10 protein-coding genes are annotated in these 11736 nt (G+C 67.0%); 4 read left to right on the top strand and 6 right to left on the bottom strand.

The window, feature by feature from the left end; translation table 11 throughout:
* Nucleotides 1-6: 6 nt before the first annotated feature.
* Nucleotides 7-2115 carry a TonB-dependent receptor family protein gene (locus ACI7BZ_RS16175; RefSeq protein ID WP_414118187.1) on the top strand — a complete coding sequence of 703 codons (2109 nt, stop codon included), beginning with the start codon at nt 7-9 and terminating at the stop codon, nt 2113-2115.
* A 57-nt stretch (nt 2116-2172) separates the two neighbouring features.
* Here ACI7BZ_RS16175 and ACI7BZ_RS16180 read toward each other — a convergent pair whose 3' ends face one another.
* From ACI7BZ_RS16180 to ACI7BZ_RS16200, 5 genes are all read right to left on the bottom strand, one after another.
* A complete protein-coding gene (locus tag ACI7BZ_RS16180; RefSeq protein ID WP_414118188.1) occupies nt 2173-3345 on the bottom strand; it encodes an isovaleryl-CoA dehydrogenase in 1173 nt (390 codons plus the stop codon).
* 199 nt (nt 3346-3544) lie between these two features.
* Nucleotides 3545-4702: a tRNA guanosine(34) transglycosylase Tgt gene (tgt, locus tag ACI7BZ_RS16185; protein ID WP_414118189.1), complete on the bottom strand. Its 1158-nt coding sequence runs from the start codon at nt 4700-4702 to the stop codon at nt 3545-3547.
* Nucleotides 4699-5787 (bottom strand): tRNA preQ1(34) S-adenosylmethionine ribosyltransferase-isomerase QueA, encoded by a 1089-nt coding sequence (gene queA, locus ACI7BZ_RS16190; RefSeq protein WP_414118190.1) that lies wholly within the window; start codon nt 5785-5787, stop codon nt 4699-4701. The genes tgt and queA overlap by 4 nt, the downstream gene beginning before the upstream one ends.
* Before the next feature lie 17 nt (nt 5788-5804).
* Complete coding sequence (locus ACI7BZ_RS16195; protein WP_414118191.1) at nt 5805-6407, bottom strand: exopolysaccharide biosynthesis protein; 603 nt, start codon at nt 6405-6407, stop codon at nt 5805-5807.
* A gap of 288 nt (nt 6408-6695) precedes the next feature.
* Complete coding sequence (locus tag ACI7BZ_RS16200) at nt 6696-6983, bottom strand: usg protein (protein ID WP_414118192.1); 288 nt, start codon at nt 6981-6983, stop codon at nt 6696-6698.
* A 386-nt stretch (nt 6984-7369) separates the two neighbouring features.
* Between ACI7BZ_RS16200 and groES the strand changes: the two genes are divergently transcribed.
* The 3 genes from groES (at nt 7370) to ACI7BZ_RS16215 (ending at nt 10007) form a co-directional block, all read left to right on the top strand.
* Nucleotides 7370-7684, top strand: a complete 315-nt coding sequence (gene groES, locus ACI7BZ_RS16205; RefSeq protein ID WP_414118193.1) for a co-chaperone GroES — start codon at nt 7370-7372, stop codon at nt 7682-7684.
* A 60-nt stretch (nt 7685-7744) separates the two neighbouring features.
* Complete coding sequence (gene groL / locus ACI7BZ_RS16210) at nt 7745-9376, top strand: chaperonin GroEL (protein WP_414118194.1); 1632 nt, start codon at nt 7745-7747, stop codon at nt 9374-9376.
* Nucleotides 9377-9659: 283 nt separating this feature from the next.
* Nucleotides 9660-10007, top strand: a complete 348-nt coding sequence (locus ACI7BZ_RS16215; RefSeq protein ID WP_414118195.1) for a hypothetical protein — start codon at nt 9660-9662, stop codon at nt 10005-10007.
* A gap of 164 nt (nt 10008-10171) precedes the next feature.
* Here the strand turns inward: ACI7BZ_RS16215 and ACI7BZ_RS16220 are convergent, their stop codons facing one another.
* Nucleotides 10172-11632 carry an EAL domain-containing protein gene (locus ACI7BZ_RS16220; RefSeq protein WP_414118196.1) on the bottom strand — a complete coding sequence of 487 codons (1461 nt, stop codon included), beginning with the start codon at nt 11630-11632 and terminating at the stop codon, nt 10172-10174.
* Nucleotides 11633-11736: the final 104 nt, after the last annotated feature.

The raw sequence follows: 11736 nt of genomic DNA on the forward strand, positions 1-11736 counted from the left end.
GCTGTCATGCCCTTTCCCCCACACAGCGCGTGCCTTGCGGCGCGCCGCCGGCGCTTGCTTGCCGCCACTGCCTGCCTCACCGGCGGCGTTCTTTTCCCGGCCCTCGGCCAGGCCCAGGAGGCCGTCGCCCTGCCCACGGTGACGGTGGCCTCCCAGGAGCCGGCGCAGGACCCCGTCTCCCTCACCGTGGCGTCGGAAGCCGAGGCCCGCGCCGCCATCGAGCGCACCCCCGGCGGCGCCGAGGTGGTGGCGAACACCCAGTGGCGCGACGGGCTCTCGCTCACCATCAAGGACATGCTGGACTTCGTTCCCGGCGTGTTCGTGCAGACCAAGTGGGGCGAGGATTCGCGCCTCTCCATCCGCGGCTCCGGCCTCTCGCGCAACAACCATTTGCGTGGCGTGCAGCTGTTCCAGGACGGCATCATCCCGCTCAACGGCGCCGATGGCGGCGGCGACTTCCAGGAGATCGACCCCACCGCCTTCCGCTATGTCGAGGTATTCAAGGGCGCGAACGGCTACCAGTTCGGCGCCAACGCCCTCGGCGGCGCCATCAATTTCGTCACCCCCACCGGCCACGACGCCAAGGGCATCGAGGTGCGCCTGGACGCCGGCAGCTTCGATTTCTTCCGCCTGCAGGCCAGCGCCGGCGGGGTGAACGGCGCCGCGGACGGCTTCATCACCGCCTCGGCCCTCACCGCCGGCGGCTTCCGCGAGCATTCTGCGGGCGATTCGGTGCGGGTCTCCGGCAATTTCGGCTGGCGCCCGTCGGAGACGTTCGAAACGCGCTTCTTTTTCAATGCCAACGATATCGAGCAGCAGATCCCCGGCGCCGTCACCAAGACCGCGGCGCTCACCGATCCGCAGGCCGCCAACCCCACCAACCTGAAACTCGATTACCAGCGCAACGTCCAGTCGGCGCGCATCGCCAACAAGACCGCCTGGGTCGCCAGCGAGAACACCAAGATCGAATTCGGCGGCTTTGCCTCGGACAAGGAGCTAAACCACCCCATCTTCCAGGTCCTCAACTATGATTACCTGAACTTCGGCGGCTTCGCCCGCATGGTGGACGAGCGGCAAGTTGCCGGCTTCGCAAATCGCCTCACCGCCGGCATCAATACCATTGTCGGCTCCACCGACGCCAAGCGCTATGCCAGCCTCTACGGCGAGCCGGTGGCCCTCACCTTCGCCGCCGACGAGGACGCCTCCACCACCACCTATTATGCCGAAGACAATTTCTACCTGACGAAAAGCTTCGCTCTGGTGGGCGCGTTCCAATACCTAACCGCGACGCGCGAGCGCGAGGGCATCTACAAGGCCGCGACGGGCGCGCAGGACTATGACCTCTTCCTGCCCAAGGGCGGCTTCGTCTGGGATATCGGCCCGGGCGCGCAAGTGTTCGCGAACATTTCCAATTCGGGGGAGGTGCCGACCTTTTCCGAACTCACCAATTTCGCCAGCCCGATCCTGTCGGACCTGAAGGCGCAGACCGCCACCACCTATGAAATCGGCAGCCGCGGCCGCAGCGAGGACTTCAGCTGGGATGTCTCGCTCTACCGCTCCAACGTCAAGAACGAGCTGCAATGCACCGCAACCCAGGTGTCCGGCGTGTGTACCGTGGTGAACCTGGGCTACACGGTGCACCAGGGCGCGGAAGCCGGGTTCGGCGGCACGCTCCTGAAGGGGCTGTGGGACAAGGGCCCCAACCCGGACAGACTGTGGTTCAATATCGCCTACACCTATTCCGACTTCTTCTTCGACAACGACCCGGTGTGGGGCAACAACCAGCTTCCCGGCATTCCGCGCCACTACATCCGCGCCGAGCTGCTCTACAAGCATCCGGGCGGATTTTATGCCGGGCCGAATGTGGAATGGGTGCCCATCCCCTATTATGTGGACGACGCCAACACGCTGAATACGGCGGCCTATGCTTTGCTCAACTTCCGCATCGGCTATGATAACGGCGGGCCGTTCTCGGCCTATGTGGACGCGCGCAACCTGTTCAACACTGCCTACATCGCCACCACCAACGTGGTGGCCCGGGCCTCGGAGAACTCGGCCGTGTTCGAGCCGGGCACCGGCCGGGCGGTCTATGCGGGCATGCGCTATACCTTCTGAGGTCGGCCAGACGCCTTCCCCCTCCCCCGCCGGCGGGGGAGGGAAACGGCCCGCCCCTCAGGCGGTCTTGTCGAACAGCTGCCGGCCGATGAGCATGCGGCGGATCTCGCTGGTGCCGGCGCCGATCTCGTAGAGCTTGGCGTCGCGCAGCAGGCGCCCCGTGGGGTAGTCGTTGATATAGCCGTTGCCGCCCAGGGTCTGGATCGCCTCCAGCGCCATCCAGGTGGCCTTTTCCGCCGCATAGAGGATGGCGCCGGCGGCATCCTCGCGGGTGGTGGCGCCGCGGTCGCAGGCCTTGGCCACGGCGTACACATAGGCCTTGGTGGCGTTCATGGTCACATACATGTCGGCGATCTTGCCCTGCATCAGCTGGAAGGTGCCGATGGGCTGGCCGAACTGCTTGCGCTCGTGGACATAGGGCAGCACCACGTCCATGCACGCCTGCATGATGCCGGTGGGGCCGCCGGCGAGAACCGCGCGCTCATAGTCGAGCCCGCTCATGAGCACGTTGACGCCCTTGCCGACGGCACCGAGGACGTTCTCCTCCGGCACCTCGCAATCCTGAAACACCAGCTCGCCGGTGTCGGAGCCGCGCATGCCCAGCTTGTCCAGCTTCTGGGCGGTGGAGAAGCCCTTGAAGCCCTTCTCCACCAGGAAGGCGGTCATGCCCTTGGGGCCGGCGGCAGGGTCGGTCTTGGCATAGACCACCAGCGTCTCGGCGATGGGACCGTTGGTGATCCACATCTTGTTGCCGTTGAGGATGTAGCGGTCGCCCTTCTTCTCTGCCCGCGTGCGCATGGAGACCACATCGGAGCCCGCCCCCGGCTCGGACATGGCCAGCGCCCCCACATGCTCGCCGGAAATGAGCTTGGGCAGGTACTTTGCCTTCTGTGCGGCGTTGCCGTTGCGGCTGATCTGGTTGACGCAGAGGTTGGAGTGGGCGCCATAGGAAAGCCCCACCGAGGCGGAGGCGCGGGAAATCTCCTCCATGGCGATGACGTGTTCCAGATAGCCGAGGCCCGAGCCGCCATATTCCTCTTCCGCCGTGATGCCGAGCAGCCCCAGCGCGCCGAGCTTGGGCCACAGGTCACGGGGAAACTGGTTGGTCTTGTCGATCTCGTCGGCGCGCGGGGCGATCTCGGCCTGCGAGAAATCGCGCACGGTGTCGCGCAGCATCCCGGCGGTCTCGCCGAGGTCGAAATCGAAGCCGGCGGCGCTGTTGGGCAGCATCTCTTATCCCTCCCTCGCTTCCCGCATCTTGTCCGTCGCGGGCACGAGCCTGCCGGGGGGAAGCGGCGCTAGAATAAAACGGTTGTCCGTTTATTCAATGGGGTTGGACGTGGGCAGCGAAGCGGCATTTTCGTTCCCCGGACAAGCGACGGCGCAGCCTTAGGTCCGATCCGGGGCATACCCGCCCTTTCGCTTGCCCCTACCCCGCCAAGACCGGAATATCCCCCCGCGCCCAGCCGTCCTTCACCTCGGCCACATAATCCCCATAGCGGCCCGCCGCGATGGCGGCCCGCGCGCCGGCCATAAGCTGCTGGTAATAATGGACATTGGCCCAGGTAAGCAGCATGGAGCCCAGCATCTCCTCGCAGCGCACGAGGTGGTGCAGATAGGCGCGGGAATAGTCGCGCAAAGCCGGGCAGTCGCTGGTTTCGTCCAGCGGGCGCGGGTCCTCGGCGTGGCGGGCGTTCTTCAGATTGATGCGGCCGAAGCGGGTGAAGGCCAGCGCGTGCCGGCCGGAGCGGGTGGGCATCACGCAGTCGAACATGTCGATGCCGCGGGCCACGCTCTCCAGAAGGTCGTCCGGCGTGCCCACGCCCATGAGGTAGCGCGGCTTCATCGCCGGCAGATGCGGCTCCACCGTCTCGATCATGGCCAGCATGACCTCCTGCGGCTCGCCCACCGCCAGCCCGCCGATGGAATAGCCGGGGAAGTCCATGTCCGCGAGCGCGCGGGCCGATTCCACCCGCAGCGCCGGCACTGCCCCGCCCTGCACGATGCCGAACAGGGCGCGGCCCTTGGGCTGGGATTCAAAGGCGCGCTTCGAGCGCTCGGCCCAGCGCAGGGACAGCTGCATGGCGCGCGCGGCCTCGTCATCCGTGCAGGGCAGGCGCACGCATTCGTCCAGCTGCATCTGGATGTCGGCGCCCAGCAGGCCCTGGATCTCCACCGAGCGCTCCGGGCTCATCTCGAAATAGGCGCCGTCCACATGGGAGCGAAAGGTGACGCCGTTTTCGCTCATCTTGCGCAGGCTCGACAGGCTCATGACCTGGAAGCCGCCGGAATCGGTGAGGATCGGCCCGTCCCAGCGCATGAAGGTATGCAGGCCACCCAGCTTGGCGATGCGCTCCGCGCCGGGGCGCAGCATGAGGTGGTAGGTGTTGGCGAGCACGATGTCCGCGCCCGTCGCCTTCACCTGGTCGAAATACATCCCCTTCACCGTCGCCGCCGTGCCCACCGGCATGAAGGCCGGCGTGCGGATGACGCCGCGCGGGGTGGAGACGAAGCCGGTGCGGGCGGCGCCATCCGTGGCGGAAAGGGTGAAGGAGAAGGTGTCGGCGCAAGGCGTGGCGATGGTCATGCGGCGCCTTCTGGCAGAAGCAGGCAGGCATCGCCATAGGAATAGAAGCGGTAGCCCTGCGCGATGGCATAAGCATAGGCGCGCTGCTGCGCCTCATGGCCGATGAAGGCCGCCACCAGCATCACCAGCGTGGAGCGCGGGAGATGGAAATTGGTGAGCATGGCGTCCACCGCCCGGAAGCGGTAGCCGGGGGTGATGAAGATGTCCGTCTCCCCCACGAAGGGGCGGATGCGGCCATCCTCTCCCGCCGCGCTCTCGATGAGGCGGGTGGAGGTGGAGCCCACCGTGATGATGCGTCCGCCGGCCGCCTTCACGGCATTGAGGGCATCGGCGGTCTCGCGCGTCACCTCGCCCCATTCGGCATGCATCCGGTGGCCGGATGTGTCGTCCGCCTTCACCGGCAGGAAGGTGCCGGCACCCACATGGAGCGTCACCTGATGGCGGGCGGCGCCGGTGGCGGATATGCGGGCCAGCAGTTCCGGGGTGAAATGCAGGCTGGCGGTGGGCGCCGCCACCGAGCCGGAGACGCGGGCGAACAGGGTCTGGTAGTCGGCGCGGTCGCGCGCGTCCTCGGGCCGGCGCGCGGCGATATAGGGCGGGATGGGCATGTGGCCCACTGCCGCCACCGCCTCGTCCAGCGCCGCGCCGGCAAGATCGAAGGCGAGGACCACCGAGCCATCGTCGTCCTTGGCCGCGATTGCCGCGTCCAGCACGCCGAGAAGGCAGGCTGCGCCCTCGCCGCCGAACCGCACCCGGTCCCCCACCTGCAGGCGCTTGCCCGGCTTGGCGAAGGCCTGCCAGCGCGCGGCATCGAGCCGCTTGATCAGATTGGCCTCGATCCGCACGCCCGAGCCCCCCTCGCGCGTGCGCACGCCTTCGAGGGCCGCGGGGATGACGCGGGTGTCGTTCACCACGAGGGCGTCGCAGGGCCGGATGAAATCGGGCAGGTCGCGCACCCGCGCATCCTGGAGCCGGGCGGTCGCGCCGGGGCGCACCACCAGCATCCGCGCCATGTCGCGCGGCTCCGCGGGGCGCAGGGCGATTCTCTCCTCGGGGAGATGGAAGTCGAAGGCATCGACGCGCATGGCAGGGAACGGGCCGCTCAGAAGATGGCGATGGCGCCCTGGTAGATGGCCCAGCTCATCAGCGCTGTCACCAGCAGGCCGAGCACGGTGGCGCCGAAACCGCCGAGGATGACGAGCCCGTCCCGCTCCACCAGGCCGAGGCCGAAGATGCACACGGCAAATCCCGGCGGCAGGTTGCCGAGGAAGGGAATGGGCAGAAGCAGGATGAAGCCCAGCAGCACCACCGTCGCCCCGACGATGCGCCGCGACGTGGGGCCGGCGAACTGCTCGTAGCGCGGGCGGGAAATCTTCTCGAACCGCTCGATCCACGGCCGCGAGCGGGTGACGATGGATTCGAGCATGGAGCGGGAGAAGGTGCGCCGGGCAATCTTCTCCGGCAGCCACAATTCCTGGCGGCCCATGGCCATCTGCAGGCCGATGAGGCCAAGGATGATGCCGCAGATGACCGGCACGCCGGGCGGCATGGGAATGCAGTTGGGAATGCCGAAGATGAGGAAGAGAATGCCGAAGGCGCGATTGCGCAAAGCGTTCACGAGATCGCCGATCGCCACCTGGTCCTGCTCCTGGGCGGAGAGGACGGCGGCAAGCAGTTCGGACGTTCGGGGCGTGCGGTGATCCAAGGGGACCTCGTGTGATGACCGCCCACTCATAACACCGGGAAAGCGGCAGTGTCAGGGCACACGAGTTGCCGCAACGGCACTTGAAGCGGCACCTGAATTGTGCGTAACGCGCCGCCGGCCCTTGCGCGTGCCCTCATGGCATCCGCCCCTGCGCCGAAGGCAGGACTGCGACATGCGCGCCCCACCCCCGCGGGAGCGCGCATGCCGTCGCCGCCCATCATCTACCTTACCGCATCTTCCCCCATGCGGAAACCCGTCACCCAAAAGGGATACGCTCCGGCGTGATCTTCAGTTGAGCAGGAACAATCCGTCCACCGCCCGCAGTTCCGCCGGCTTGATGAGGCCGCAATGGGACACGCGCACCGAATGCAGCGGCCCCTCCAGCTCCCGCTGCCAGAAATCCAGGAACTTGTTCAGCTCGGGAAAGCGGGGGCAGAGGTCGTAGTCCTGCCAGAGGAAGGTCTGGAGCAGGGCCGGATGGTCAGGCAGACGGTAGAGGATTTCTGCCGTCGCCAAGCCATAGCCTTCCATCTGCCTGACGAAGTCGCGCGACACCTTGGACGTTTGGGACACCATGGGTGACACCTCCATCTTGCGCCCCGCATGGCCTGCAACCCTCGCCGCAGACGCCGGGACCAGACAATGCATTGTCGGCTCCAGAGTTTCGCTGCACCAAGGCTAAATTTTCATTTCCGTATGCAAAAACAACGTGCTAGCAGCCTATGGGGCGAACTGCTGACAAGCTGCCGCCCCGGCCCGGCCGCCCCCACGCGGCGCCCTCCGCAAGCTATAACAATTTGTATTTGAAGGATATTTTCGCAGTTTGGCACTCCATTGCCGAGAGTGCCAAATTTTTTCCCCGGCCCCCTTGCGGGACGAAAACCGCGCCCTTAGATCGCCCATGGGCCGGGCGCGTGAATGTCCGGCGCCTTGAAAAGAAGCATCGAACCGGAGGTTTCCCGATGGGTTTCCGTCCTCTGCACGACCGCGTGGTTGTGAAGCGCATCGACGCCGAAGCGAAGTCCGCCGGCGGCATCATCATCCCCGACACCGCCAAGGAGAAGCCCCAGCAGGGCGAGGTGATCGCGGTGGGTCCCGGCGCCCGCAACGAGAAGGGCGAGCTCGTCGCCCTCGACGTGAAGGCCGGCGACATCGTGCTGTTCGGCAAGTGGTCCGGCACCGAGGTGAAGATCGACGGCCAGGATCTGCTCATCATGAAGGAGAGCGACATCCTCGGCATTCTCGACGCCAGCGCCGACGCCCGCAAGGCCGCCTGACTCCAGGCCGCCGAACTGTGCATTTCTTGATTTCCGTCCCAATCTGAAGGAGCAGGCCACATGGCTGCCAAGGACGTAAAATTCTCCGTTGACGCGCGCGACAAGGTGCTGCGCGGCGTCGATATCCTCGCCAATGCGGTGAAGGTCACCCTCGGCCCCAAGGGCCGCAACGTCGTGATCGAGAAGAGCTTCGGCGCCCCCCGCATCACCAAGGACGGTGTGTCGGTGGCCAAGGAGATCGAGCTTGAGGACAAGTTCGAGAATCTCGGCGCCCAGCTGGTGCGCGAGGTTGCCTCCAAGACCAACGACCTGGCCGGCGACGGCACCACCACCGCCACCGTGCTGGCCCAGGCCATCGTCCGCGAGGGCGCCAAGGCCGTTGCCGCCGGCATGAACCCGATGGACCTGAAGCGCGGCATCGACCTGGCCGTTGACGCCATCGTCAAGGACCTGGCCGCCAATTCCAAGAAGGTGACCTCCAACGAGGAGATCGCCCAGGTCGGCACCATTTCCGCCAACGGCGACGCCGAGGTCGGCAAGTTCCTCGCCGAGGCCATGAGGAAGGTCGGCAACGAGGGTGTCATCACCGTCGAGGAAGCCAAGTCCTTCGAGACCGAGCTGGATGTCGTGGAAGGCATGCAGTTCGACCGCGGCTATCTCTCGCCCTACTTCGTGACCAATGCGGAGAAGATGCGCGTCGAGTTCGAGGAGCCCTACATCCTCATCAACGAGAAGAAGCTCTCCGGCCTGCAGGAACTTCTGCCGGTGCTGGAAGCCGTGGTGCAGTCGGCCCGTCCGCTGCTGATCATTGCCGAGGACGTGGAAGGCGAGGCGCTGGCCACCCTGGTGGTGAACAAGCTGCGCGGCGGCCTCAAGGTCGCGGCCGTGAAGGCCCCCGGCTTCGGCGATCGCCGCAAGGCCATGCTGCAGGATATCGCGATCCTGACCGGCGGCACGGTGATTTCCGACGATCTCGGCATCAAGCTCGACAGCGTGAACCTCTCCATGCTCGGCCGCGCCAAGAAGGTGGTGATCGAGAAGGAGAACACCACCATCGTGGACGGTGCCGGCGAGAAGTCCGAGATCGAGGCCCGCATCTCCCAGATCCGCGCCCAGATCGAGTCCACCACCTCCGACTACGACCGTGAGAAGGCGCAGGAGCGCCTCGCCAAGCTCGCCGGCGGCGTCGCCGTGGTGCGCGTGGGCGGCTCCACGGAAGTGGAAGTCAAGGAGAAGAAGGACCGCGTGGACGACGCTTTGCACGCCACCCGCGCCGCGGTGGAAGAAGGCATCGTGCCCGGCGGCGGCGTGGCCCTGCTGCGCTCCATCAAGGCGCTGGAAGGCCTGGCCGTGGACAATGCCGACCAGAAGACCGGCATCGAGATCGTCCGCCGCGCCATCCAGGCTCCGGCCCGCCAGATCGTGCAGAACGCCGGCGATGACGGCTCCGTGGTGGTGGGCAAGATCCTCGAGTCCGCCGACTACGCCTTCGGCTACAACGCCCAGACCGGCGAATATGTGGACATGGTGAAGTCCGGCATCATCGACCCCACCAAGGTCGTGCGCACCGCCCTGCAGGATGCCGCCTCCATCTCCGGCCTGCTCATCACCACCGAGGCGCTCATCGCCGAGCTGCCGAAGAAGTCCGGCCCCGCGGCCCCGGCCATGCCGGGCGGCGGCATGGACTTCTGAGCCAGAACACGCCTCCGACGCCGCCCGGCCTCTTTCGCGAGGGACGCAAACCGGCAGCGGCGGAAGTAAGACGACGGACGGCCGGGCTTTCGCCCGGCCGTTTTCTTTTGTCCCGACCCTTCAACTCCCGCTGATCCCTCCCCTGGCACCATGGCGGGTACCGCTCCGGCAGGCTATGGTCCTGCCGGGACAGCAGACCGGAATGCCCCTCAAGGTCGCGCACCCGGCCGGCACGGTTCATCCGCGCGGCCATAGGGAAGTGTCGAGCACGAAAGGATCAGCCATGAAGACGACCATTTTTGCCGCAGCCATTCTGCTGGCGCTGGCCCCCACCGCGGTATCGGCGCAGGGCGTGGTGAAGGGCGCCGAGCAGGGCGCCAACAAGGGCGCTGAAGTGGGCGACAAGGCGGCCGGCCCGGTCGGCACCGCCGTGGGCGGCACGGTGGGCGGCGTGGGCGGTGCTGTCACGGGCGGCGTGGCCGGCGGCGTCAAGGGCACCGGCGAAGGTGCCAAGGAAGGCGCCAAGGCCGGCGAGAAGGCCGCGGGCCCGGTGGGCGCCGTGGTGGGCGGCACCGTCGGCGCCGTGGGCGGCGCGGTCGGCGGCGTGCTGGGCATCGACGGCAAGAAGTAGGCACGGCCGCGGGCTTGGCTCCCCCACGGCGGGTGGAGCCCGCCAGCCCTTGCGTGGTGAAGACCTTGCAGGGTGAAGGCCTTGCAGGGTGAAGGCCCGGACCCTGTTCCGGGCCTTTTGCCGGGGTCCAGCCGCAACCGCCCCCTCGCGAGGAGCGGTGCCCGTCAGGCGGGCTCGGGGTCGGCGACGGCGGGAGAAAGAGCCGCCAGCAGCATCTCAAGCTCGATGGGGCGGGAGAAAAGGAAGCCCTGGGCAAAGCGGATGCCGCACCGCCGAACCCGGTCCAACTGCCGCTCGCTCTCGATTCCCTCGGCGATGATCACCACGCCGAGGTCCCGCAGCAGCGGAACCATCGCCTCCAGCATGTGCGGGTCGGCCCACGCCTCCTCACGCAGGAAGGAGCGGTCGATCTTCACGTAGTCCACGTCGATCATGCCCAGCAGCGTGAGGTTCGAGAAGCCGACGCCGAAGTCGTCCACCGCGATCTGCGCCCCGCGCCGGCGCAATTCCTCCATCACATAGCGCAGACCCGGCGCGTCATAGTCCAGCATCTGGCGTTCGGTCAGTTCGAACACCACCTGGCACAGGGCGAGGGGCCTGGAGCCGAAGGCTTCATCCGCCGCCGCCACGAGCCGGGGGTCGATGAACTGGTTGGGCGGCACGTTGACCGCAATAGAGAAGTCCGGCACGCGCTGAGACATGTGGTTGAGGTCTTGCGCCGCCTGGATCATCACCCAGCGCGTGGTGTCGTGGATCAGCGGGCTGGTCTCGATCCAGGGAATGAAGGCATTGGGCATCAGTACGCCGTGGTGCTTGTGGCGCCAGCGCAGGAGTGCCTCCGCCCCCACCCAGCTTTTCGACGCCAGGTCCACGGTGGGCAGATAGGCGAGGAAGAAATCCCCCCGCCGCAGCGCCGTGCGCACCTGCCCTTCCACCGAGAGGCGCCGCCGCACCACCGACATGGGGCCGAACCACAAGGCAAGGCCCAGGCCCGAGATGAGGCAGAGCTGCAACGGCAGCGAGGCGGCCCATTGCTGGACGAGGGTCGATCCGGGCGCGCTGATCACGACGCTCACCGGCCATTTCCCTGATCCCGCCTGCAGCCGCATGGGCGAGACGACGACGGACCAGATGCCGTCGTCGTCCCCGTCCACGCTCTCGTCTGGAGGATTGGAAAGCAGCCGGTGGCTGATTCCGTTCTCGGCATCCATCGGCACGATGGCGCCGAACAGGCAGTTGCCAAAAAGATCGAGCAGCACACGCCGCCCGCCGCCCAGATCCAGGGGAATCCGCACCAGATCGCCCCCCGGCACCCCGGCGCACAGCCGCTCCAGCGCGTTCCCCTGCTGCCATGCACAGCTGGTGGCGGTTTCGTCGCGCACTTCCATGCGCACCACGGGAATGGTGCCGAACTGCCGGACCAAGCCGCCCATCCCCTCGGGGCTGCACAGGCCGTTGGGGCCGCGCGCGGCGTCGCGCACCATGCCGGCGAGGTGGTCGAGGGTCCGGTCGGTCCAATGGGCGAGGCTGAGCGTCTGGCCCCGGTAGCGATCAGCAAGGCTCGACCGCATCCGGTGGAAATCGAGCACGAGATAGACGGCGGAAACGAATGCGATCGCGGCCACGAATGCGACCGGCACCATCACTTCGATGTGTCGCGGCCAGATCCGCCGGCGCCATGAACGCACGTCACCCATGCCGAGAATCCGTCCGTCCCCCCGCCGGAAAC

Origin of the sequence: Xanthobacter sp. AM11, assembly GCF_047444035.1 — a bacterium.
GTDB lineage: Bacteria > Pseudomonadota > Alphaproteobacteria > Rhizobiales > Xanthobacteraceae > Xanthobacter.

Excerpts from the sequence above, each read along its gene's own strand:
- ACI7BZ_RS16175 (WP_414118187.1), top strand. The coding sequence starts at position 7 with ATGCCCTTTCCCCCACACAGCGCGTGCCTTGCGGCGCGCCGCCGGCGC.
- ACI7BZ_RS16180 (WP_414118188.1), bottom strand. The coding sequence starts at position 3,345 with ATGCTGCCCAACAGCGCCGCCGGCTTCGATTTCGACCTCGGCGAGACC.
- tgt (WP_414118189.1), bottom strand. The coding sequence starts at position 4,702 with ATGACCATCGCCACGCCTTGCGCCGACACCTTCTCCTTCACCCTTTCC.
- queA (WP_414118190.1), bottom strand. The coding sequence starts at position 5,787 with ATGCGCGTCGATGCCTTCGACTTCCATCTCCCCGAGGAGAGAATCGCC.
- ACI7BZ_RS16200 (WP_414118192.1), bottom strand. The coding sequence starts at position 6,983 with ATGGTGTCCCAAACGTCCAAGGTGTCGCGCGACTTCGTCAGGCAGATG.
- groES (WP_414118193.1), top strand. The coding sequence starts at position 7,370 with ATGGGTTTCCGTCCTCTGCACGACCGCGTGGTTGTGAAGCGCATCGAC.
- groL (WP_414118194.1), top strand. The coding sequence starts at position 7,745 with ATGGCTGCCAAGGACGTAAAATTCTCCGTTGACGCGCGCGACAAGGTG.
- ACI7BZ_RS16215 (WP_414118195.1), top strand. The coding sequence starts at position 9,660 with ATGAAGACGACCATTTTTGCCGCAGCCATTCTGCTGGCGCTGGCCCCC.